The following is a 23,635-nucleotide window of genomic DNA, read 5'->3' as shown; positions in this document are numbered from 1 at the left end:
ATAGGTGGAATTATATTGAGGGAATATTGCTTAAAGCTTTGTATTTAAAGGGCTAGAGGAGAACTGCTTGTCCAATCCAGCATTGGAGCGACAGAAAATTTGCGGTTGAAGGGGGTGATTAGCACTGCGTTACCTTTTCTTATCTGCAAAAACGTGGTCAAAAAAGCGCCTTGAAATTAGGCGATGCGCATTCTACCTACCTATGTGCGAAAACAAAAGCAACCAGCATTATTAAGATCGCATTCATCTAATTTAATTATCGCGAAGTTCAGAGTTGGAAAAAATATTGTAGTAATAGGTTGCCGACCACGTAAGCATCATAAAACCAACTAGGGAGATTGAATCAATAATTACTGCTAGCTCGCTGTGAGGTGTGTGGGTCAAACTACCTAAAGTCGTAAAACTACTGGCGGCAATATGAACATAATCATCGATGGATAAACTTACGTCGCCTTGAAATCCACTTACGCCCCATATTTCATAAGCGAAATACATCATCAAGCTATACCAGGCAATTTCTATAAGGTGAATGAGAAAAAGGCACACTACTACCGATATGCTCATCATGAAATGAGAAGAAAAGCGCTTCGAAAACTGGGTGATTGTTCTTAAGCCCCAGTAGTGAAATATTATTATCTCTACTGCGCTAAAAAGCGCAAAGAGAACACTCGCAAAGAGTAACATTATTCACCTACCGCTTCTTCATAGACATACGCTTGGGCACACTGCTGCGCGATTTGCTTACCAAAATCAGCGCATGTATCTAGACCAGGAATATTAATGTACCAAGGTGTCACGAAAGCTGAGCCTATATAAATGTGGGTAGACTTACCGTTAAGCAGTAGCTCGTGATTTTCAGCGACCGACCATTCATCGCTGTTATTGCATTTTCCCCTTTCATTACTTGCTTCGCCAAAAGCTAACAAGTTCCTAAGTTTCGCAAGTTTATCTTCACACTCAATTACCCCTTTAGCGTCAATTTTAACTGCCTCTGCATCCTCATCTTCTCTTAACGTTTTGCCTTCAGTCTTTTCGAAACTGAGTACGCCACTGTCATAGAGTGCGATGATCCAATTTGCACTTTCTAGTGGAATCGAAGCAAAGCTCGCTGATAGCTGTGATTTAATATCGTGATGATTGCTTAGAAAGTCATTAAGTAACAACGGAGTTTGCTGAATGTAATCTATACCTGCCGCTATAACGGCGGGCCAGTCTGATTGACGGCTTGTATCGGCCAGAGAAAGTAATTCGGCTTTAAGCTTTAAAATAGGATGGGTTTGTCCTTTACGCTGATTTAGAAAGGTGAGGCTTTCAGCAAAAGACATGTTTTTTATCTGTTGATAAATTTTGGGCATGCTTTGTTTAAAAATAGGCAACAACTTGTGGCGAAAGAAGCTTTCCACGCCACTAACGTTAATTGCACTGTCTGCATCCAATTTTTTCTTATAATCAGCAACAACATCACTGTTATACCAAACTTTTGGAAACACACCCGTACGTGAGCGCATAACAATTTTAAATTCTTGGTTGCTTCGGTATTTCATACCACCAGCATCACGATAGAACTGCCCTTTAGTTCTAGCTATTGATAGAGCGGCGTCAATAGCCGTCAACGACATACCATCTATTATAAATTCCGCTTTATCTTCGTGCATGTAATACCTAGGAGGATAAGCCCATAGCGCATCATCAAGTTTCTCTGTCGCACATAAGTCACTGCCCATGTTGACCACCACATGAGTGAAACCTGAGAGCCTTTCGTTGTCCGTTTCAACGCTAAATTGATGGTTCTCCAAAACAATGGTTCTAACCGCAGCGCGAGTTTTTAAAGTGACGTCTAAACCAGACTCTTTAAGACTCTGCACCACTCGATTAAAGCAAAAACTTAAATACTCTCCCAACACACCTCTTGGAATGACCTGACTTTCTGAACTGTCAGAATCGTCGGTGCACGTAATAAAAGCATTTGGTGCTGTTGAAACGCTGTCTTCGCCATACACGTCACGAGCCCACGAGGAAAAAGAAACGTTAAGCGCTGGAATTTCATTTTCATTTAAGTTGGAAAGTAAATTGGGGCTGGCGTTTTCTTTTCTAAATGGCGTCCCTTTACCTGGTTCAGCATGTTTTTCAAATATCACTATCGACTGCGGAACATCATCTGCTTCTAGCAATGCGCAAAGAAAGTACAGCGTCGTTGGTCCCGCTCCTATTACAGCTATATTGCTTTGGTTACACTTCTTCATGATGTCGACTCTTTTCCCTTTGTAATTTTTAATCTAGAAAAAGGGAATAGATCACTCATACGCACATGTTTTCTGGTCTTTTATCGTTTAACTCTGCGCATAAATAAAAGTGCTCTGATTAGCACTAACATGTAAGCGAAAAATGGTGGTTCGGGGTTATTTAAGACACGCAGGGGAAAAACGGTGTTTTGAGGAGCCATCCCGCAACGTCATTTGGAATCAAACGCGAGATCAACTTACTGAATAAAATATGGTTTTTGTGTAGGTATTTACCACAATTATGCTTTTAGCGTATTTTAAAGTTCACGATTAGCGGCTATTGTATAAAGTAACAAGCATAATTATTAGCACAGACAAAAATGTGATTGCAGCTCGTTTGCGTGTTCAATGCAAAGACCTGCGCCTTCCGGAGACATTTTATGGCGGACAAGAAGCCGAAGGATCAGCAAGCGCAAGACGTAACTCAAACTGAAGGCGCGCCTCAACCAGCAGACGAACTTGCTCAACTTAGAGAAATTTTGTTTGGTCAAACAAACCGTGCTTTCCGTGCAGATCTCTCTGCTTTGGAATCACGGGTCAACGACAGCTTTACTAAACTGAATACGCATCTTGATAATCAGTTTAATGATATACGTAAGCTTATCGATCAACAGATCACTGAATTATCTAATCAGTTAGCCAGTGCAAATGACAATCATAGTAACGTCCAAGAGCAGCTTCAAAATACTACTGACAAGTTGCAAAGTGAGCTAGAAATAGCCGAGACCGCAGCTAAGAACGATAACGATGCGTTAGAAGCCCACGTAGTAAAAGAACTTGAGTCGCTAGATAATTTATTTAGTAAGCGACACCAAGAGCTATTAGAAAAGCTCCAGCAGGTTACTAGTGAGCTATCAGAAAGTAAAACTGACAGAAAAACGCTGGCAAACTTACTTTCGACTATGGCCACCAACCTCGCCACAGATCATTAATTAATGACTGAAAAAGTGCCGCCGTCTGAGCTGTCGGACAACTCTCTAGACAAAGTCAGAGAGCTACTTATCGGACGGGACGACAAGTTCGTTCAAGAGAAACTGAATCGCGATGCGAAAGGCATTGTGACCAACGTGGTTTCCGAAGCGCTATTTGATCGCGAAACAAAGGACGGTTCGGTCAACAAAGTCTTAGTTCCTCTTGTTGAAAAATCGCTGCACCGCTCTATAGAAGCTAATAGCGATAAGATTGTCGGCACGCTTTACCCATTAGTTGGCACGCTGGTAAGAAAGGCAGTGTCTTCATTTCTTGTTGAGTTTGTTGAGCGAACCAACGCGCTTATAGAAAACAGCCTAAGCCCCAAAAGTGTGTCCTGGCGATTCAAAGCTTGGCAATCTGGGATCAGATATTCTGAATACGTCGCTTCACAGATTTACCAATATCAAGTTCAACAATTGCTGGTTATTCATCGGGAGACCGGCACGCTTCTTCATAGTATTTCTTCAGATCCTGATAAAGAAAAAGACGCCGATCTAATTTCCTCAATGCTAGTGGCCATTAATGACTTTGTGGCAGATGCTTTTGGCGTAACCAGTACCGAGTCAGAAAACGAGCTTGGTGAAATAAAAACGGAAGACTTCACGCTGCTAATAAAAATTGGACCGCAAGCACTGTTGGTCGCAGCGGTCACTGGAAGTATTCCTCCTGAGGTACGCGGAAAACTTCAGCAAGCGCTTGAAGACTTTCATCAATTCTATCAGCAGCCACTACTTAATTATGAAGGCGACAATGCGCCCTTCGATGGATGCGAGACTATTCTTTCCGATTGCTTAATAAGCGAAAGAAAAGAAGGCGAAGGTAAGAAATCTAAGCGCTTAATAGGCGCTGTGGTACTTCTAGCGATTTTCTTGGGTCTAGCTGTGTTGTCATTTATGCGATTGTCACTAAGCATTTTGAAAAGTGATTTGCACGAGCTTACTCCCCCACCGGGAATCATCGTAACCGACACTTATATTTCTAACGGAAACGTGCATGCTAAAGTGCTTCGTGACCCCATCGCCACCAGCATCGAGAGCTGGTTTAGTGAAAATGGCATCGATACAGAAAGGGTCACCGTTATTGAAGAACCCTTTGTATCTTTAAAGCCAAGCGTAGTCGAGCGCAAACTTAGTATGTTGGTGAGCGACTATCCGCTTAGCGAGTCAGAAAACATATCAATGGAAAAAGGTGAAAACGGTAGCTTTGTAATTACTGGCACCGTATTTACTCCAACCGCAATTAACCTTACTCAGCAGATTAGTGCGATTCCAGGGATCTCGATGCTAAGCGTTGATACCACCTCACTCAACGTGAAAGCCGCGCATCAGGTAGACAATGCCGTGCTCCAAAAGGCCGCATTGAACCGGCTAGTTAACAAAGTTTCTTCACAAAATGTACTTTTTGCTACTAACCAAGAAGCGCTTTCTGAAGTACAGTTAGCAAAACTAGAACTACTGGCGAACGACATAAAGCAATTGTTAGCGCTTGCAGACAAAACGGAAACCGTTGTCAGCATTGTTGTTATGGGTTCCAGCGATAATTCAGGCTCAAGCGCACGTAATCGCGCATTGAGTCAAAAACGTGCAGAGAATGTTGTGAATTCATTAATTTCACTTGGCGTAGAAAGTGATATTCTTATACCTGTAAGCTTAGGAGAGCTGCCATTGCAGAAGGCGTCAATGGGGCGTTCGGTTATGTTAAACGTATTAATATCCAGTGAGCAGCAGTAAGGAAGCTTTGCAGTGATACAGAAGAAAGTTTGTATTTTAGGCCCTACTGGTGTTGGAAAAACAAGCCTGATAAAACAGTTCGTGGAAGGTATTTTCTCTGAAAAATACAAGACCACTATTGGCGTTAAAATAGATAAAAAACAAGTCAATAAGGATGGTCGCGGCATCCAGCTTCTACTTTGGGATTTGGAGGGTATCGACAGGTACTGTGGCTTTAATCCCCGCTATCTTCGCGGCGCTAGTGCATACATTATTGTTGTGGACCAAACCCGATCTCAATCCTTGCTTGAAGGCATGGAAATTCTAGAGCTCGCGCGAGAGCACTATCCAGATATCCCGGCATTTTTCGTTGTAAACAAAACGGACCTCCCCACAAGTTGGCACTGGAGTGAAGAGGAGCTGAATACTTATGCTCAAAAATTCGCTTCGCTTACGAAGACCAGCGCAAAGACCGGTGAAAATGTAGAGAACTTATTCAGTACAATTGCGTTTTGGTAGGAGATTGCCATGGATATCCATTTATTAAATGCATTGGGCATTACTAACTGCGCGCTTTTTAAATGTAATACTGAATCTGATATTGAATGCTTAACGCCTGAACTTCCATGGTTAGCCAATGTTGTGACGCTTGACGAAAACAACAAACTCCAAAAAAAGCATATCCCCTCTATTTTTTTAGACGACTTTTTTCTTGATGCCGACGAAGTATGGAAAGGTGATACTTCATTTACGCTTTCTTCGGGTTTTTGGACTGAGCAGAGTGAGAGCCAGGTACTTCGCCTAGAAGCATTAGCTATTAACAGTGAATCGGGTTCTCGCTATCTGGTCGTTAAAAATGTTGAAGAGCAATTTGACGAAAAGCGCAAAACCCTTCAGGCCGCTCGAGAACTTTTGCTAAGCCATCACGAAATTGTCGGTCAGCATGAGTACATTAGGCACAAACTTAACAGTGTTCTACGCAAGAATACGCGGCTTCAAAAGCTAGTTCCTCCCATTCAGCAAGCAATTCACAATCTAGAAACTGGCGTGGTCATTTTAGACGACAAAGGTGGGTTGATATTAGATAACAAAGCGTCTCACAGGCTGCTGCTTTGTAACAGCACCACCCCAAGCTCTATTCGCGTGAACGAATTGCTCAGAGATATCGACGCTCCGGCGGCATTTCTTCCGGCATTAGTGCAAAGAAAAGCACCGTGGCAAGGCGAGCTCTATTGGCAACCTGTTGATGATTACAACGTATGGTTACAGGTGACTATTCATCCTGTATTGCAAGGTGACGAGTTAACCCATTGGGTTTATCTACTTACCGATATCACTCATATCCACAATAAAGAAGAGAGCGTGTTAACCGCCAGCGGAATGGACTCGTTGACAAAGGTAGCCAATCGCAACCTCTTTACCGATACCGTAAGACGACTGGTTCAGGAAGAAACCGCATTCAAATTGTTTATCATAGACATATGCGACTTTAAGAAAATCAATGAGTCACTCAGCTATCAATCGGGTGACGAGATATTGAAGTCATTCGCACTGCGACTGCAAACCTTTGTGGGCAACAGCGGTTTTATCGCAAGGATAGGCAGTAACGAATTTGCATTAGTAAAACGTGAAGATACCTTCAAAGAAACAACTAGTGCTCAGTACATCGAGCAGCTAATCAAAAAGCTTACTCAAACTTACACCGTACTGAACGGCAGCGAGCCAAATTTGGGTATTAATATTGGCGAAGCGAACTTCCCTTTGCACTGTCAGTCAACAGAATCGTTACTTCAGTGTGCCGATATCGCACTGCAAGCTGCTAAATATCAAGGGCGTAATGTTGCGCTTACTTATAGTGAAGAATTGCACAGACAGCACCACGCAATAAATGAGCTTGAAAATCAGCTTCGTAGTGCCATCGAAAATAACGAGCTTAAGCTCTTCTTGCAGCCTATTGTCGATTTAGAGACAGGCAAAATTGTTAAATGCGAAGCTTTAGCAAGGTGGATAACGCCGGAAGGCAAGTTCATTTCACCAGAGATTTTTATTCCACTTGCTGAGAAAAGTGAGCTTATATTCCCGTTTGGAGAATGGCTTATCAATGAAGCCTGCGACGCCATTGAAGCATTAAAAGCATCGAATTTAGACATCAGGCTAGCCATTAATATTTCAGGACGCCAGGTATCAGATTTAGCGCTTCTGAATCAAATCAAAAACGCACTGGAAGATCATCAACTACCGGGTTCGAACCTGTCTATTGAACTTACCGAAAGTGTGTTTGTTGAAAGCTTAGATACCGTTTCCGTATTGCTTAACGAGCTTCGTGCTATGGGAATTACTGTGTCGATTGATGATTTCGGTACAGGATTCAGTTCACTGGTGTATCTGAAGAAACTGCCCATTGATGAACTTAAAATTGACCGCTCTTTTGTTAGTGAACTCGAGAAAAACACCGACGATCAAGCAATTGTGCAGGCGATTCTTGGGCTAGCGAGTAATTTGAATATTAAGATTATTGCCGAAGGTATTGAGACACAACAGCAGCAGCAATTTTTGCAAAGTCATCGCTGTGCTTATGGTCAGGGCTACTTGTATCAGCGTCCTGTCGCTATACCTGAATTCATATCGTTAGCGCAAAAACTGAAGTAACTGAGTATAGTTGCTCACCCAGTCTACAAAAAAAGCCGGAAGATTCCGGCTTTTTTTGTTTACTTTTTACAGTTAAATCAAACCCATGTGCCCAGCATGGAACTCTAAATGCTCTTCAATAAATGACGCGATGAAGAAGTAACTGTGATCATAACCTTCATGCATATTCAGCGTAAGTTGCGTATCTGACTGTTGTGCAGCATGAACCAGAGATTGGGGCTTCAATTGCTCGTGCAAAAATTCGTCTTTGGTACCCTGCTCTACCAACAGAGGCACGCTGTGCTTTTTGCTTGCCAGCAGCACTGATGCATCGTAATCCTTCCACGATGCCTCATCATCTCCTAAATATCTGCCAAGTGCCTTTTTGCCCCATGGACAATCCGAAGGATTCGAAATAGGGCTAAAGGCCGACACCGATACGAATTTGTTCGGATTACGCATACCAATGACTAACGCACCGTGTCCCCCCATGGAATGACCACTGATAGCACGCTCTTTGGTTACGGGGAATTCGCTTTCAATAAGTGCAGGCAATTCGTTTACAATGTAGCTATACATCTTGTAGTGCTTATCCCACGGCGCCTGTGTAGCATCAACATAGAAACCAGCCCCAAGTCCGAAATCATAAGAACCTTCTTCGTCGTCTGGAACACTTTCACCGCGAGGTGAGGTATCTGGCGCAACAATCGCCATACCAAGTTCTGCGGCCAGCTTCATTGCACCGGCTTTTTGCATGAAGTTCTGATCGGTACAAGTCAGCCCTGACAACCAGTAAAGCACAGGTACAGGCTTCTCTTTCGAGGCGAAAGGGGGAAGAAAAATTGCGAAAGTCATATCGCATTGTGTCGTTTCTGCTTTATGGGTGTAGCGTAAATGCCTCCCCCCAAATGCTCTATTTTCGCCAATAAGCTCCATTTCAGCTCCTTAAATTCGTAAATTTGCACCTTTATTGTGGAATCAGTAAAGGCTCTATCGGATTTTAGATCAAGTTCGTTTACACTAAGCGCCTAATTTTTGAGGTAAGTACAATGGTAAAAGCACTGTTGCATCATATTGTTGGCACTATTTCGGTCATCTGCTATTTCGTCAATACGGTAGTGTGGTCAACGCCTATTTTCATTTTGGCTATTTTTAAACTTATACCCATTACGCCGTGGCGAAGGTTCATTTCTTACTTACTCGATGCCTGCGCTACAGCATGGATCGGTGTAAACAACCTGAACCAGCGCATCAGTGGGCGCACAAAATGGCAAGTGAACGGGCTTGAAAAACTCACTCGAGATGATTGGTATCTCGTTGTTGCTAACCATCAATCTTGGGTCGACATCTTAGTTCTTCAACGTGTTTTTAATCGAAGAATTCCGTTTTTAAAGTTTTTCCTTAAAAAAGAGCTTATTTACGTTCCTATTTTAGGGCTTGCTTGGTGGGCACTCGACTTTCCGTTTATGCGCCGATATTCCAAATCATTTCTTGCGAAAAACCCGCATTTAAAAGGAAAGGATATGGAAACCACGCGCAAAGCGTGTGAGAAATTTCGCAATAAGCCTGTAAGCATTATGAACTTTGTTGAAGGCACGCGCTTTACGCAAGCCAAGCACGACAAACAAGCTTCGCCTTTTACTCACTTACTTAAGCCCAAAGCGGGCGGCATTGCATTCGTGCTATCAGCAATGGGTGACCATTTACATAAGCTTATTGATGTCACTATTGATTACCCGAACGGTGTCCCTTCGTTCTGGGACTTTGTCAGTGGCAAGGTTCGTGACATTCGTGTGAATATTAACGTTATGCCAATTAAAGATATAATGGAAAACGGTATTTTTAACGACAATTACTTCGATGATCCTCAAGTTCGAGCACGTTTTCAAACGTGGTTAAACGAACGCTGGCATGCCAAAGATCAACTTTTAGATTCACTAAACGCAACACAGAAACCATTATGATTCGCGCAGTACTCGCTCCTTTTATTTTTGTTTTACATACTTCGCTGCAAATTCTCAACCTTGCGTTGTGGGGTGGCTTAATTATCTTACTAGGACTAGTAAAACTCGTTTTGCCAAATGGCAAAGTTAGAACGGCCTGGAATAAAGTGATGCACGCACTTATGTTCAGTTTCGGAAGAATCAGCGTTCTATTGATACGCTTATTCAATCGCGTAGATATTGAATGTTCGGTGCACGGCGAACTATCAAAAGATCGTTGGTATTTGATCATTGCCAATCACTTAAGTTATCTCGACATTATTCTGCTTATCGAATTCGCTACTAACCGTATTCCAGCGCCCAAGTTCTTCCTTAAGAAAGAACTCATATGGTTACCATTTGTAGGGCTAGGCGCTTGGGCACTTGATATGCCGTTCATGCATAGATATACCCGCGCATATTTAGAAAAGCACCCAGAGAAAAAAGGAAAGGATCTCGAAACCACAAAAGCGTATTGTGAAAAATTTAGAACCGTGCCAACCACAGTGATCAACTTTGTTGAGGGAACGCGATTTACCACAGTGAAGCATCTATCAAGACAAAGTCCTTACGAGAACCTACTTCCACCGAAAGCGGGCGGCGTTTCTTTTACTTTATCAGCGATGGGCGAGTTGTTTACTAACGTATTGGATATCTCACTGCTTTACCCAGAAAACAAGCGCCATCCAATGATGGCCATGTTAAGCGGTCAGATGAAAAAAATCGTGATCGATGTGAACGTTACGCCAGTACCTGAACTACAACAGCATTCAGAACGCACTGAGTCTGAGTTTCGTCTTTATTTCCAGAATTGGTTGAACGGCTTATGGGAAAATAAAGATAACCGAATAAAGAAAATGTTGGAGTTGTAATTGATGGAAGTCAGTGCTTCAGTACGCGATAACTTTATCCACTTAGTAAATGATATTTTCCCGAATCTTACGACTGAAGATCCGCTATATAATGTTATCGCACTTAGCAGCATTCTGGTTGTATCTGCGGTCATCTATATAATCGCAAGGCTGCTGGTTCGCCCGCAAATTGCACGCTGGGTTTATAAATCAAACAATCTATGGGATAACGCGCTACAGCAGCATGGCTTTTTCCGCCGTTTGATGCACCTGTTCCCAGCGCTATTTATTTACCTTACTACGCCAATTCTTATTAGCGACGAAGCTGTGATGCACGGCATGGTGATAAAAAGCGCCCAGCTATACATGCTTTACAGTGGCCTTCTTGCCTTATACGCCATGCTAAGCACAGTGGAAGATGTGTACAACGCCTCTGCGCTTGCTAAACGCGCCCCTATCACCGGCTTTATCCAGGTTACCAAGCTAGCATTTGCTATTGTCACCATTCTATTAAGTATTTCTTTAATTGTAGACAGAAGCCCGCTGCTTATTGTGTCTGGCCTAACTGCACTTGCAGCCGTACTCTTACTCATATTCAGAGACACTATTTTAGGCTTTGTTGCTGGTATTCAAATTGCCGCCAACCGTATGTTCAATACAGGCGATTGGATTGCCATGCCTAAGTATGAAGTAGACGGTGAAATACTTGAGATTGGCTTAACTAACGTTAAAGTCCAGAATTGGGATAAAACAATTTCTACGTTGCCGACTTACAGCCTTACAACCGAAGCGGTTAAGAACTGGCGCGGCATGCAGGAGTCAGGTGGACGCAGAATTAAACGCGCAGTTTATATTGACGTACACTCCATCAAACTTTGCGACAACGACATGCTAGAGCGCTTCTCGAAGATTCGTTATATCAACGAATATATTGAAAAGAAGAAAAATGAGCTTCGCGCCTACCACCGAGATTATTCCATCGATGAGTCGGACTTGTTAAACAGTCGCCGCCTTACCAACATTGGTACGTTTAGAGCCTATTTAGAGGCATACTTGCGTAAGCACCCAGATATAAACCAAGAACTAACGCTTATGGTTAGGCAGCTACCGCCAAATGAACTTGGTTTACCTTTAGAAATTTACTGTTTCAGTGCACAAAAGGAATGGGTGAGATACGAAAAGGTGCAGGCGGATATTTTCGACCACGTTATGGCCATGTTAGATCTGTTCGATTTACGTGCCTACCAACGTGATGGGCATCTATCATTACTCGCCTATCGTGAACACAGCGTCTACAACGCGAATAGTACACACAACAGTGATGCGGCGTCTGATATGTCTGAACACCACCGAAGTGAAAATACAAGCGATGATAAACATGACGATTTTAAAGAGAAGAGCGAGTCTGAACGCAAAAAAGACGGTGCCTAGAGCGAACTAAACGTTTTCGAGACGAAAAAAAAACCGGCTGTGATAGCCGGTTTTTTTAATGCTTATCGCTTAAGCCAATGCGTAGGCCATCAGTAAGCAAAGCACTAAACCAGTAACGCCAAAAAAACCGTACTCGATTTTTTCCTGCATACCTTCAGCACCTGCTTTAGCAGTCATAAAGCCCATAACGATGCTGCTTAGCCCTAGCGTAAAGGCAATTAGCGCAACACCAAACATAATTGCATTAATCCAATCAGCCATTGTGATAACCCCTTAAAAATATTGGCGGTATTATGCACCAATAAATAAGATTTGAACATGCTTGGATTGGCTTAAATGTACCGCTATTGGTATTAATTGATCTTAGTCAAATCTGCTAATTAATTATCAAATTCACTAAATAGTGAAATTAACCGAATTAAAGAAAACCGACAAGCCCGCTTAAATCATTGAAAAATAATGCATTTAAATATTGGCAAGACCATTGCTCTATCTCCGTTATACCAGCTTGTATTGCTAGCTTATATCTGACAGTGACAGTACAGCGCATTGCAGTATGCCCAGTGCACTAACGCTGACGCGTCACACGTAAATTAAGGAATGAACAATGTCTAACAAATTATTACTTTCAGTTGCCGTTGCCAGTGCTTTGATGAGTGGCCAAGCCTTTGCGCATGACACAAGCTTTCAAAATAACAGCTGTGATATGGAGCTAGATGGTCATATCCAGTATTACCAAGGTGACCTAACCGTAAAAATGAATAACGGTACGGTAATGACGATTGATTCACACCACAATATGACTATTAACGGTGAGTCGGTTTCGCTAGACAGCGACCAGCAGCGTTGGGTAAGTGAATACTATAACAACATTGATATTGCCATTCCTATGACACTTAACATCGCCAGTGAAGGCCTACAAATAGCCAATGTGGCGGTTACTGAAGTGTTTACTGAACTGTTGGGCGGCGATCAAATGGGCGATGACTTTCGTGAGTTGTTTACTTCACTTGAAACCAAGCTGAACACCTCTTTCTATGATGATGCGGGCAATATTCGCGTTGATTCTACCAAGTTCGACGAGCCAGGTTGGTTTGACGAAAGTTGGGAGCAAGAGTTTGAAATGCAATTAGAGTCTTTGATCAGCGAGTCTATGGGACGAATTCTTATTGCCGTAGGCACACAAATGCTGTGGGAAGGTGGCGATATGTCTGAGTTTGAACAAAAGATGGAGCGCTGGGGTGAAGATTTAGAGAATCGTTTAGAAAGCCAAGCGGCTGCGCTAGAAGAGAAAGGCGATGCTTTGTGTGAAGTGCTTAAAAAGGCTGATTACGCCGAAGGTAAAATGCAGGCTTCTATATCTGGGCTTGATGATTTAAACCTTCTAGATATTGACCATCACAAAGAAATGAAGATGTAATTTTAGAAACGAAAAAGTTCTACACCATTCCTTTGAAGAGCCGACTGTACCGCAGTCGGCCTTTTTATTTATGCTTTAGCTGTTGCGAGTCTTCTCTACGCTTTCTCATCTAAAGCTCGTGATACTCCAACTTCTTCTAAATTCGCGGCCAATGTTTTTTGGAACAAGAACGCTTTGTTGCGCAAGAATGTTTTTGTCCGCAATAGGCTGGCCTTTAACCCCGCTTGAATTAACATGCCTTTAGCGTCGCGTTTTCAGCCACCAGAATTTCCTGATCCTGTTCAAACTATGCCTTCTTTGAAGGTTACTGTTAACGACAAGACTACCCGAGTTAATGTACTCTTAAGCCCTGAACAAAAGGGTATTCAAAGTATGAATCAGAATTTAGTAATGAGTGGCTACGGATGGTTAGCTGGCTATGTGGGTAACGCGCTTTCAGGAAAGCTCAATATTATTGGCACCAGTCGAAGTCCAGAGAAATGCTTCACGTTGAAAGCACAAGGAATTGAAGGGGTTCAATATGCACTAGGCGACGATACATCAATTCTGTGCAGTCACCTGCCTAACGCAACCTTACTGCTAAATATTCCCCCCGGTCGAAGAAACACAGATTTGGCGGTGTTCACTCAAAATATGCTTGGGTTAATTGATGCTGCAATCACTGCAAGTGTCGCGCATATTGTGTTTATCAGTACCACCTCAGTTTATGGCGATACAACGAACGACGTGCTCGCTGAAGACAGCGCTACGCAACCACAAACCGCATCGGCGAAAGCCCACGTAACTATTGAAAACTATCTGTTATCTAAACGAGGCCAAATTGATGTCAGCATAGTTCGTTTAGCTGGTTTAGTTGGCCCCGACCGTCATCCCGCACGTTCCCTAAGTGGAAGACAGTTGGATGCAGGAAACAAAAGAATAAATCTTGTACATGTGAGTGACGTGGTATCTGCTTTGACTACCATCATTTGCGACTTGCCGCTTAATGACGTTATACACTTATGTAGCCTATCTCACCCTAAACGCGGCGAATATTATGTAGATGCTGCCCACGCTATGAAAATTGATGCCCCACACTTTTCTGATACTGAAGCAGAACCTGCTGGCAAAGTGATCGACGCAACACAAAGCTGGGCAAGGCTAAATATTACACCAGAGTATAGCGACCCCTATCGCATGTTTTAGGCTTTACACCTAGTGAAAATACATACTCTTGCACAAACAAAAACGGCAAGCTTTGGGTTTGCCGTTTTTAAGTTGAGCTCGTTACTTGCTCACGTCAATTCTTGTAAAACCTTACTAACCGAAAAGGCTCAATCCGAAGTATTTCACCGCAACCGTGTTTACAAAGATCACGAGTAAAATAAGCGGAATAAAGGTCTTCAGCGATATATCCACATACTTTTCGAACCAGCTTCCTTTGTAACCGCTGCTACCTTCTTCAAGAGAAGCATTGAAATTAGCGCTCTTCCAACGGTGAATAACAAACAAGCAAATTAGCAGGCCGTTCAACGGCAAAATAGTGTCGTAGAACACATCGTAAATCACATCGAACAGTGACTTATCTGCGCCAGCATAGTGCATAAACGATGTAAGCATCTCGACCTTACCAAACGACAACGCACTAAGAATGGCCAGCACAATCATAATGCTGCCCAAAGAACCTAGAGCCCATTTACGGCTTACGCCTTTTTCATCCATAAGTGCCGCAACGGGTACTTCGAAAATAGACACAAGCGAGGTAATTGCCGCAAAGAAAACAAGCAGGAAGAACAAGCTTGCAACAACCGATGCGCCCATATACCCAATAGAATCTTGTAATGCTAAGAAGATACTAGGTAGATAGGTAAAAATCATACCTACTGAAGACTCGCTTAAATCGTCAGGATTAATTTCTGGGTTGAAAGAGAATATGGCAGGAAGAATCATCAAACCTGCGGTGAACGCCACTGCCGTGTCTGTTAACGCCACTAGCTTAGCAGCGCTTGGCACGTCTGCGCGCTTATCGATATAGCTTCCGTAAGTTATAAGAATCCCCATACCCAGTGATAACGAGAAAAAGGCTTGCGATAATGCGCCATTTACCACTTCGGCAGTAATCTTTGAAAACTCAGGAACAATATAGAACTCAACGCCTGCCATCGCATTTTCGCGAGTTAAAACGAAGATAACGAGGCCAATTAGCATTACGAAAAGAGCGGGCATAAGTAGCTTCGCCGCTTTTTCTATCCCTTCCTTAACACCGCCTTGAAGGATTAGGTAAACCACACCAACAACGGCCGCCATATAAGCAAAGATGGCTTCTGAATTAATAAACAGCCCAAAGGTTTCTGGGTTAGCTAACTTGTCTAAATTCCCGCTTACTGCCTCAAAAAGATAACCGAATAGCCAAACAGTAATAACCATGTAGAAAACGGCAATCATGAACGGCGTAGCAATGGCTAGCCAACCCGCGATTTTCCATTTCTTTTCATTTCCACTGATATCGCTATATGCGCCTAGTGGGTCTTTTTTCGCGTGGCGTCCCACCGACATCTCTGCCAGCATTACCGGTAAACAAATGGCAAAAACGAAAATAGCGTACATTAAGAGAAACGCACCCCCGCCGTTTTTTGCAGCACCTACAGGGAAACCAACCAAATTACCTATGCCTACCGCAGAACCTGCAGCAGCCAAAATAAAACCTATGCGCGATCCGAACTGTTCTCTGGCCCCGCTCATATCCCTTCCTCTTGTTGAGTTATTGTTATAGCAGTTCGCCACGTCACACCTTGTGACTTACAAATATGCCTTGTGATATACAAACATTTTGTACTCACAATTTGTACTTGTTGTTCGTACTTACTTCTCGTAAGTATCGAGCCGAGCGAACTGGTATTATTTATTATCAGGATGGCGTTTGTTGTTATGACTCACGTGTGGCGTCAACGCGTTGTATTGCTACCTCTATGGGCTTATCAATACGCTGCACCATTCCCAAAAATAGCATGGTAACAGCAGTGAAATAAAAAGTCTTGATGTTGAACTTGCTGAAGTGATGTTAGACCGTATCACCAAGTTACCACTTCGCCATTCCAGTCGATAAAATGGCAAGCTTGGTCTCGATTGAGCACCGAAAGGTGGTGAATAAGTTGTTTTGCAGTGAAAGCCGCAGTGAACAGTTTCTTGGCGGCAACGTTCTTTTGAAAAGGCTTAGATAGATCTGTATCGACCGTGCCAGGGTGATAACAAACAAGCATGGCATCTTTCAATCTGCGCTTGTATTCTACAGACGCCGTTTTGACCAACATATTGAGCGCCGCTTTCGATGCGCGGTAGCCGTACCACCCGCCAAGTCCGTTATCTGAAATACTCCCTACTCTTGCGCTTAAGCAAACAAGGGTTGAGCCTTCTTTACTCATAATATTTACCAAGTGCTTAAGCCATAATGCAGGAATAATGCTGTTTGTCTCGAAATAAGCAGCTAATGCATGCTCACTTACATCCTCTAAGCGTTTTTCAGGGTGAATTCCATCGCTATCGCGATGCAAAAATCCGGTAGTTATTACAACCGTGGTTAACGTGACATCTTGCTTTGCAAGTTGCTTAACAAAGTCGCTTATGGCCTTGTCATTTTGCTCAGCAAGCTGATGATACAAAACGTTCTCAGATTTGCGAACGTAAGCAGCGGGTGCTCGGCTAACTGCATACACCTGAGCACCTTCGTTGCAGTACTGCTCGATTAGTGCAGAGGCTATGCCGCCTGAGGCACCAACGATGAGTACATTATTTTTCATTCAGCTCTCCAGGAATACATCGCTCACACTCACGCTTTTTACCAGTCAACAGATAGGAAATGGTGTATCTATGCTTTGCGAACAGGTTGTAAGCCCCATCTGCTACGTGTCTAATAATGGGCCATCTTAGCGGCGCGTAGAGCCATCCCATTCCAACTGCTTTCCATGCTTCATGCGTAACATCAAGCCCGGTAATTAATGTTCCATCCTCGCGAAGTCCGTGAATCCTTGCGTTTAGCGCGTGCCAATCCATTGCAGGGAATCGCGTTGCAAAATCGGGGGCTTGAATATCTACAAGGGTCAACTTCTTATGTTTGTCTCGTTTACGTAAATGCTTCATTTCTGCAATACACAAAGGACAATAGCCGTCGTAGAAAATAATCACCTTTGGTCACCTCTGCTAAATCAAGCATGTGTTACTACACACACCAACGCAAACACGGGAGGTTTAGATTAAAAACCTTTGCCCACAGCCGCACGTTATTTTTATTTAATATTCGTTTATACGATAAAAAAACACGCTTGGATGACTTGTGTTGTGAACGGCGCGCACCCACACTACAGTCAAAGATTAAGAGAGGTTTTACTATGGCAAATTTACAAGTCGCCACCCTAGCCGGCGGATGCTTTTGGTGTATCGAATCTGCGTTCAACAGTGTAGAGGGCGTAGAGAAAGCAATTTCGGGCTATGCTGGAGGCGAAAAAGCTGACCCAACCTACGAGGAAGTATGTACGGGTACCACCGGCCACGCGGAAGTAGTGCAGGTAACGTTCGATGCCGACATCATCAGTTACCGCGAAATATTAGAAATATTCTTCGCGCTACATAACCCTACTCAGCTTAACAGACAGGGTAACGATATCGGCACGCAATATCGCAGTGCAGTTTTCTACCACGACGATACTCAAAAAGCTGAAGCACAAAAGATTATTGCTGAAATTACAGAAGAAGAGATCTGGCCCGATCCAGTTGTGACCGAAGTGGTTGCCGTGAACAACTACTATGATGCAGAAGATTATCATCAGGACTATTTTAAAAATAATCCTCAAAACCAGTACTGCTCAATGGTTGTGGCGCCCAAACTTGCAAAATTCAAAAAGACGTTTGCTTCTCGCCTTCGTAGTGACGCATAAAGTAAACGGCTGACCTCACTCTCATCCGCACAACTAATAACAAAAAGGGTTGCTCGAACAGCAACCCTTTTTTCATTCCAACCATTGCAAGCTTTAATGCTCTACTCAAACCAAACTTCATTGATTTTTAGAGGAAAGAGCAATGGGGCTAAATCTTCGTAGCGACGCTTATGGGCTTCGCACTTAGCATTTTTAAGGTAATTTTTTTCCCACGGGTCGTTAATAATCCACAATGTATCGTCAATGGTCACTAACCCTTCCATCGAGGAATTATCCATAGTGTACTGCTCGCAGTTTTCATCACTGGCTACATCAAAGGTAATAGGAACTCGCTTTGTTGGCTTACTACCACTGGTATCAATTACCCACAGTTCATTATCGTTTCTTGCCGCGCCTAACAAATAGGATGTGCCTGTTGAATGCGTATAAAGTGCCAGCCCATTAATAGGATGATTGCCTGAAGTAAATACTGGAAGCTGCAGACTAGGTTCACTCATGGTGGCAAAGTCACTTGATGCAAAAAAGTCTTTATCGATGGATAAGGTAAAAATTCGTGGTTGCCCTGCTTTGTCTTTCTCTAGCGCTAGATATAGCGTGCCATCATCCGCCATAGTCAGGCCCTCTATGCCATCGTTCGGGAAGTTGCCCACTTGAAATTCGGTGGGAAATTGCAGCGGACGTACTTCCGACATTTCGACCGACCCATTGTCTTTTCGTGTCAGTTTGACCAACAAGGTGGGGTAATCTGTAGATCCCGTTTCCTCGTACTTACTTTCACAACGTGGGCTTAATGCGCCAGTACGAGTTGCATCTTCAGTTACCGTATAGATCACGTTGGTGTCTCTGGGGTCTACGGCTAACGCTTCTAGGTCTGGTTGCTCACTTAAGTAGCTATAAAAACAACTCCGACGCACTGCACTTGAATATGAAAAGCGTTCGCTTGAAGCGGTAAGTGTAGCGGTTTCAGGTGAAATACTATGAAGTTTTAGCTGCTGTGTAGCATCGGCGCTGGCGTCTGCAATAGTAACAAGTTGACCATCTAATACCACTAATCCCGAGGTTTGAGGGTCAAACATCACCTTGCCCTTTTCATCAAGGATCCATTTGCCCACGGTCACTTCTGTTAAGTCTTGAGGCTCTGGAGTAATAATAACGTCTTTCGGCTCACTGCAGGCGCTTAACAGTAAAGCGGTTAACACAGCACTGGTTAAATATTTAAACATAGTATGAAGTCCTCTCTCGAATCATGTCATCAAGAGCAAAAGGTAAACTGAAAAAATTGTAAGGGAGTATATCGAGCATACCGTTTATTCACAAAAAAGAGTAAGGTTATGCGATAGAAATCAGATTTACCAAGTACATGTATGATTTTGCAGCTTTAAATATTGTTATGGTTGCAATTTACGCTTGTATTAAGCCGTACGTTTAAGTCGCTACTTGGTTTTACAATCATATGTATTTGTATCGAAAAGAATGAGAGGAGAGCGTCATTTCTACGCAGAACTTGCCCCAGGTTATTGCAGGTCCATTAGTGAGAAAAGTGACATCCAAAGAGTGTCATATTTGGGTAGTAACCAGTAACGCCGAAACACCGGCGCTAAATTTATCTATAAATGGCGCAACCGTCTCTGGCAAATATCAAAGTGAGACCGTTCGCGTAGGCGCGCATGCTTTTATACATTTGCTCTCTTTCTTTGCGAATGACCCGTTCGAAGACAGAGTACGAGTGGGCTATGAGCTATCGTTCAATAACGATATCCAACAGGCAGCATGGGTAGAAGAGCAACGCGCTCTTCTTTACGATGAGCAAACTTCGTTAAGTTTCCACTACACCGAGACCCCTGAAACAATACTTCACGGCTCGTGTCGCAAACCCCATTTTCATAGCGACGATGCCCTAGCGCAAGTTGATGCGCTTCACAAAAAGGCATTTGAATCCAAGCATGAGTTTCCCGATCTACTTTTGATGACGGGCGATCAAATATACGCTGATGATGTAGCGGGCCCGATGCTTAAAGCTATACACAACGTGATTGAACGTTTAGGTCTTTATCATGAAACACTGGAAGGGGCAGTAGTAACCAACACTAATGAACTTGCCACACATGAACATGGGTATTACGAACGAGAGCAGCTTCTTCCACAAATTGCGACCAATACTGTACTGTCTTCAATTTTCTTTGGTGCTAAGAAAAAACCGGTATTCACATCGGTAAATGCGCAAAATCACTTGATCGGCAGTGCGGAAATCATCGCCATGTATTTGCTGGTGTGGTCTGACACGCTATGGGCTGATATCAATATAGATAAAGGCGGGATCCCCCAAAAATACCTCGCTATTTTCGACAAGGAACACGAGGCGCTTAACGGCTTCGTAAAACAACTTCCGCAAGTACGTAAAGCGCTGGCGCACATTCCTACCTATATGATCTTCGACGATCACGACGTTACCGACGACTGGAACTTAACCCGGGGATGGGAACAAGAAGTCTACGGCAATCCTTTATCGAAACGCATGATCGGCAATGCGCTCATTGGCTATCTGCTTTGCCAAGGCTGGGGAAATGCACCTAAAAAAGTAGCGCCATTGATTGCTAAAGTACAAGAATCGATGGGAGAAAGCGGTTTAAATTCGCACGACGAAATTATTGATGATCTGTTGGATTTTGATCAATGGCATTACCGCTTAGATACCACGCCGCCTATTGAGGTATTAGACACCCGCACGCAGCGTTGGCGTTCGGAGTCTAATATGAATAAGCCTTCGGGGTTAATGGACTGGGAAGCACTGTGTGATTTTCAGCATTCAATAATCGGCAAAGAGTCTGTCATCGTTGTCTCTGCCGCCCCTATATATGGTGTAAAGGTTATCGAAGCCATACAAAAAGTGTTCACGTTTTTTGGCAAGGCGCTTACTGTCGACGCTGAAAACTGGATGGCCCACAAAGGCACCGCGAATGTAATACTAAACATTTTCAGGCATTACAAAACGCCGCCAGACTTCATCATTCTATCTGGCGATGTGCACTATTCTTTCGTGTACGATGTACGTCTACGCTTTAGACGCAACAGCCCTCATATCACCCAGTTCACCTGCAGCGGGTTAAAAAACGCATTTCCAGATGGATTGATTAAGTGGCTGGATAGATTAAACCGAATACTTTATCGCTCGAAGTCCCCGCTCAACGTTTTTACTCGGCGCAGAAATATGTCCGTGAAAGCAAGGGAACCAAGCATGGGGTATGGCGAATTATTCAACGGTTGCGCCATTGGTGTATTAAAAATTTCACAGAAAAACACCGATGTTCAGTGCAAGGCTTTGTTGAGCAACGGTAAAGAGGTAGAATTCCCAGCTTCTAAAGACGATTAGTTCAAAAGAGGTATCTAATGAGTGATAGCGCACTGTCCATAGGGCTTTTTTACGGCTCAACAACCTGCTATACCGAAATGGCGGCAGAAAAAATCCAAGCGCAGCTCAATAGCCTTTTTGATGAAGACATCGTTGATCTTCACAACATTAAAGACGTTAACCTCACGCGCACAGCCGAATACGACATTATCATTTTTGGTATTTCGACTTGGGACTTCGGTGAGCTGCAGGAAGACTGGGAGTCTCATTGGGAAGAAGTGCACGGCTTGGACTTGGCGGGGAAAACTATCGCTCTATTCGGACTCGGCGATCAACTTGGTTACGGAGAATGGTTTCAAGATGCACTAGGTATGCTGCACGATGCAGTATTGCCATCGGGCTGTAAGATAGTGGGTTATTGGCCGAACGAAGGCTACGAGTTTACCGCATCAAAAGCTTTGACCGAAGATAAGACCCAGTTTGTAGGTTTATCTCTTGATGATGAAAACCAATACGATAAAACAGACGCACGCATCGAAGCATGGTGTGAACAGTTATTGGTCTCAATGGCTTAATCCCCTTTTACATTTGGATGTCAGTGTTGGAAAGTAAAGGCCGTATTCATCAGCAGTTTTATCGCAACGGCCCAAGCCACAGGGACGGCGCTGATGTTTCATTTCAAGATATTCGCAAGCTGTTTAATTTCGCGACGATCACCGTTGGTAGATGGGTGACGGCTGAAGAACAACAGATCGCTGCCAACCTGTTTTTCGATGCACTTTACGATCTGGTCGCGATCTTAAATATCAATGAACAGGTGTTGTCGCTGAACGGATCCCTGTCACTGGCTTTTGGCAGCGGTGGTCAAAAGCATAGTAGTGCCCATTACAACAGCGCGAAACGACAGCTTGCGCTTGCAAAAAACGCGGGTGCTGGCGCGTTGGCTCACGAGTGGTTTCACGCCTTCGATCATTATATTGCACCACGGATGTTCAGCGGCATTGCTGCCGGTAGTTTTGCTACGCAAGCCTGGCTAGATAACGCGCCTATGAACGATCATCCATTGAATCAAAAATTGAGCGATTGCTTCTCGTTATTGTTCTTAAATGATCAAAAAAGGCCAAATGAGTACTTTGTGCGATCCGTAGAAGCTGATCGCGCGCTAAAAATGTATTATTATGCTATGCCTCAGGAGATGGCTGCCCGTGCATTTGAGGCCTGCATTCAAGATCACGAGATCAAAAATGCGTTTTTGGTGCAAGGTACAAAAAAGTCAACGGAAGCTAGACTTGGCATTTATCCTCATGGTAACTTGCGTACATCACTCAATCAGGCATTGATGTTGTATTTTTACCAATTAGGTGTCGCTATTTCACACAAACAAACCTAGTTTGTTGTTTTATTACTGTGAAACTGAGTATTTTTTCAACAACAAGTGTTAATGAGCACACTGTTTTTATACAAAACCCTGTATATTTTTGTAACAAGCAGTATACTAAAGCGCTCGAACGTAACAGAAGAAAGAAGACGAGATGAAAAGAAAGAAGCATACCTCGGCTGAAGACGAGGCTCAGATTGATATGACCCCCATGTTGGACATCGTGTTCATCATGTTGATTTTCTTCATCGTAACGACCTCGTTCGTGAAAGAGAAAGGTTTAGACGTAAACCGTCCAGAAGATAATCAAGCTAAAAACGATAAGCCTTCAAAAGCGCTTTCTATTCGTATTGATGCTGATGGCACAATCATGATGGGCGGCCGTGAGGTTGATATTCGTCGTGTGGTAGCTAACACACAAACATACTTAGCGGAAAACAACACGGATTCAGCTGCTATCCAAGCTCACGAAGACAGCGAGCACGGTACTGTGGTAGAAGTTATGAACCAAGTTAAAATTGCAGGTATCGATAAAGTATCTGTTCTGGTTAAGAAGAAAAGCTAAAGCGCTTCATTGACTAGACAAAACTTTACAAAAGCCACCTTCGGGTGGCTTTTTTCGTATAAGACCTTATACCAAAGTATCTCTTGTGCTATCGCATGAATTTTGTTCAGATCGTACCATTCGGTGTGTCTGGAAAATCCATGTTGAAGCTCGGTTCC

The 23,635-nt window shown here is 43.3% G+C and carries 22 protein-coding genes; 14 read left to right on the top strand and 8 right to left on the bottom strand.

Annotated features, from left to right (window positions below):
- Positions 1 to 252 precede the first annotated feature (252 nt).
- Together BGK61_RS19740 and BGK61_RS19415 are read right to left on the bottom strand one after the other, a co-directional pair.
- Entirely contained in the window at positions 253 to 684 is a 432-nt protein-coding gene (locus BGK61_RS19740; RefSeq protein ID WP_014999571.1) for a hypothetical protein, read from the bottom strand.
- The gene (locus BGK61_RS19415) at positions 684 to 2,243 is read right to left on the bottom strand and encodes an FAD/NAD(P)-binding protein (protein WP_083648656.1); all 1,560 of its coding nucleotides are present in this window, start codon (positions 2,241 to 2,243) and stop codon (positions 684 to 686) included. The genes BGK61_RS19740 and BGK61_RS19415 overlap by 1 nt, the downstream gene beginning before the upstream one ends.
- A 419-nt stretch (positions 2,244 to 2,662) precedes the next feature.
- On the opposite strand from BGK61_RS19415, the gene BGK61_RS13315 reads away from it, so the two are divergent.
- From BGK61_RS13315 to BGK61_RS13300, 4 genes are read left to right on the top strand one after another with little or no spacing between them, the layout of a single operon-like run.
- Positions 2,663 to 3,214, top strand: a complete 552-nt coding sequence (locus BGK61_RS13315) for a hypothetical protein (protein ID WP_014999573.1) — start codon at positions 2,663 to 2,665, stop codon at positions 3,212 to 3,214.
- Between the two features lie 3 nt (positions 3,215 to 3,217).
- Entirely contained in the window at positions 3,218 to 4,984 is a 1,767-nt protein-coding gene (locus BGK61_RS13310; RefSeq protein ID WP_076011045.1) for an OmpA family protein, read from the top strand.
- 12 nt (positions 4,985 to 4,996) lie between these two features.
- Positions 4,997 to 5,482, top strand: a complete 486-nt coding sequence (locus BGK61_RS13305; RefSeq protein WP_076011044.1) for a Rab family GTPase — start codon at positions 4,997 to 4,999, stop codon at positions 5,480 to 5,482.
- Positions 5,483 to 5,491: 9 nt separating this feature from the next.
- Positions 5,492 to 7,612, top strand: coding sequence for a putative bifunctional diguanylate cyclase/phosphodiesterase (locus tag BGK61_RS13300; RefSeq protein WP_076011043.1), 2,121 nt, complete (start codon positions 5,492 to 5,494; stop codon positions 7,610 to 7,612).
- Positions 7,613 to 7,684: 72 nt separating this feature from the next.
- Here the strand turns inward: BGK61_RS13300 and fghA are convergent, their stop codons facing one another.
- Positions 7,685 to 8,527: an S-formylglutathione hydrolase gene (gene fghA / locus BGK61_RS13295; RefSeq protein ID WP_076011042.1), complete on the bottom strand. Its 843-nt coding sequence runs from the start codon at positions 8,525 to 8,527 to the stop codon at positions 7,685 to 7,687.
- A gap of 113 nt (positions 8,528 to 8,640) precedes the next feature.
- On the opposite strand from fghA, the gene BGK61_RS13290 reads away from it, so the two are divergent.
- Genes BGK61_RS13290 through BGK61_RS13280 form a run of 3 tightly spaced genes read left to right on the top strand, consistent with a single transcriptional unit; the run spans position 8,641 to position 11,855 of the window.
- The gene (locus BGK61_RS13290; RefSeq protein WP_076011041.1) at positions 8,641 to 9,555 is read left to right on the top strand and encodes an acyltransferase; all 915 of its coding nucleotides are present in this window, start codon (positions 8,641 to 8,643) and stop codon (positions 9,553 to 9,555) included.
- Positions 9,552 to 10,445 carry an acyltransferase gene (locus BGK61_RS13285; protein ID WP_014999579.1) on the top strand — a complete coding sequence of 298 codons (894 nt, stop codon included), beginning with the start codon at positions 9,552 to 9,554 and terminating at the stop codon, positions 10,443 to 10,445. Before BGK61_RS13290 ends, BGK61_RS13285 begins: the two co-directional genes overlap by 4 nt.
- A 3-nt stretch (positions 10,446 to 10,448) precedes the next feature.
- Positions 10,449 to 11,855 (top strand): mechanosensitive ion channel family protein, encoded by a 1,407-nt coding sequence (locus tag BGK61_RS13280; RefSeq protein ID WP_076011040.1) that lies wholly within the window; start codon positions 10,449 to 10,451, stop codon positions 11,853 to 11,855.
- Positions 11,856 to 11,924: 69 nt separating this feature from the next.
- On the opposite strand, the gene BGK61_RS13275 is transcribed toward BGK61_RS13280, so the two are convergent.
- A complete protein-coding gene (locus BGK61_RS13275; protein ID WP_014950735.1) occupies positions 11,925 to 12,116 on the bottom strand; it encodes a hypothetical protein in 192 nt (63 codons plus the stop codon).
- A gap of 346 nt (positions 12,117 to 12,462) precedes the next feature.
- Here BGK61_RS13275 and BGK61_RS13270 point away from each other — a divergent pair, with 346 nt between their 5' ends.
- Together BGK61_RS13270 and BGK61_RS13265 are read left to right on the top strand one after the other, a co-directional pair.
- The gene (locus BGK61_RS13270; RefSeq protein ID WP_076011039.1) at positions 12,463 to 13,275 is read left to right on the top strand and encodes a DUF2884 family protein; all 813 of its coding nucleotides are present in this window, start codon (positions 12,463 to 12,465) and stop codon (positions 13,273 to 13,275) included.
- 372 nt (positions 13,276 to 13,647) lie between these two features.
- The gene (locus BGK61_RS13265) at positions 13,648 to 14,460 is read left to right on the top strand and encodes an NAD-dependent epimerase/dehydratase family protein (protein ID WP_044557069.1); all 813 of its coding nucleotides are present in this window, start codon (positions 13,648 to 13,650) and stop codon (positions 14,458 to 14,460) included.
- Positions 14,461 to 14,574: 114 nt separating this feature from the next.
- Here BGK61_RS13265 and BGK61_RS13260 read toward each other — a convergent pair whose 3' ends face one another.
- From BGK61_RS13260 to BGK61_RS13250, 3 genes are all read right to left on the bottom strand, one after another.
- Positions 14,575 to 15,996, bottom strand: a complete 1,422-nt coding sequence (locus tag BGK61_RS13260) for a sodium-dependent transporter (RefSeq protein WP_014999583.1) — start codon at positions 15,994 to 15,996, stop codon at positions 14,575 to 14,577.
- A 329-nt stretch (positions 15,997 to 16,325) separates the two neighbouring features.
- Positions 16,326 to 17,051, bottom strand: coding sequence for an SDR family NAD(P)-dependent oxidoreductase (locus BGK61_RS13255; RefSeq protein ID WP_076011038.1), 726 nt, complete (start codon positions 17,049 to 17,051; stop codon positions 16,326 to 16,328).
- Positions 17,041 to 17,436, bottom strand: coding sequence for a thiol-disulfide oxidoreductase DCC family protein (locus BGK61_RS13250; protein ID WP_014999585.1), 396 nt, complete (start codon positions 17,434 to 17,436; stop codon positions 17,041 to 17,043). Before BGK61_RS13250 ends, BGK61_RS13255 begins: the two co-directional genes overlap by 11 nt.
- A gap of 203 nt (positions 17,437 to 17,639) precedes the next feature.
- On the opposite strand from BGK61_RS13250, the gene msrA reads away from it, so the two are divergent.
- On the top strand, positions 17,640 to 18,185 hold the full coding sequence (gene msrA / locus BGK61_RS13245) for a peptide-methionine (S)-S-oxide reductase MsrA (RefSeq protein WP_014999586.1): 546 nt from the start codon (positions 17,640 to 17,642) through the stop codon (positions 18,183 to 18,185).
- Between the two features lie 101 nt (positions 18,186 to 18,286).
- Here the strand turns inward: msrA and BGK61_RS13240 are convergent, their stop codons facing one another.
- Positions 18,287 to 19,408 carry a hypothetical protein gene (locus tag BGK61_RS13240; protein WP_076011037.1) on the bottom strand — a complete coding sequence of 374 codons (1,122 nt, stop codon included), beginning with the start codon at positions 19,406 to 19,408 and terminating at the stop codon, positions 18,287 to 18,289.
- Positions 19,409 to 19,689: 281 nt separating this feature from the next.
- Between BGK61_RS13240 and BGK61_RS13235 the strand changes: the two genes are divergently transcribed.
- From BGK61_RS13235 to BGK61_RS13220, 4 genes are all read left to right on the top strand, one after another.
- Positions 19,690 to 21,555, top strand: a complete 1,866-nt coding sequence (locus tag BGK61_RS13235) for a metallophosphoesterase family protein (protein WP_076011036.1) — start codon at positions 19,690 to 19,692, stop codon at positions 21,553 to 21,555.
- A gap of 17 nt (positions 21,556 to 21,572) precedes the next feature.
- Entirely contained in the window at positions 21,573 to 22,109 is a 537-nt protein-coding gene (gene fldB, locus BGK61_RS13230; RefSeq protein ID WP_014999589.1) for a flavodoxin FldB, read from the top strand.
- 26 nt (positions 22,110 to 22,135) lie between these two features.
- Positions 22,136 to 22,924, top strand: a complete 789-nt coding sequence (locus BGK61_RS13225) for a CLCA_X family protein (RefSeq protein ID WP_083653884.1) — start codon at positions 22,136 to 22,138, stop codon at positions 22,922 to 22,924.
- A gap of 142 nt (positions 22,925 to 23,066) precedes the next feature.
- Positions 23,067 to 23,477 (top strand): ExbD/TolR family protein, encoded by a 411-nt coding sequence (locus BGK61_RS13220; protein WP_014999591.1) that lies wholly within the window; start codon positions 23,067 to 23,069, stop codon positions 23,475 to 23,477.
- Positions 23,478 to 23,635 lie beyond the last annotated feature (158 nt).

It is taken from the genome of Alteromonas abrolhosensis, from assembly GCF_001953635.1.
Lineage (GTDB): Bacteria > Pseudomonadota > Gammaproteobacteria > Enterobacterales > Alteromonadaceae > Alteromonas > Alteromonas abrolhosensis.
The sequence above is the reverse complement of the archived record's forward strand: the minus strand, read 5'-3'. Positions and strand labels throughout refer to the sequence as shown.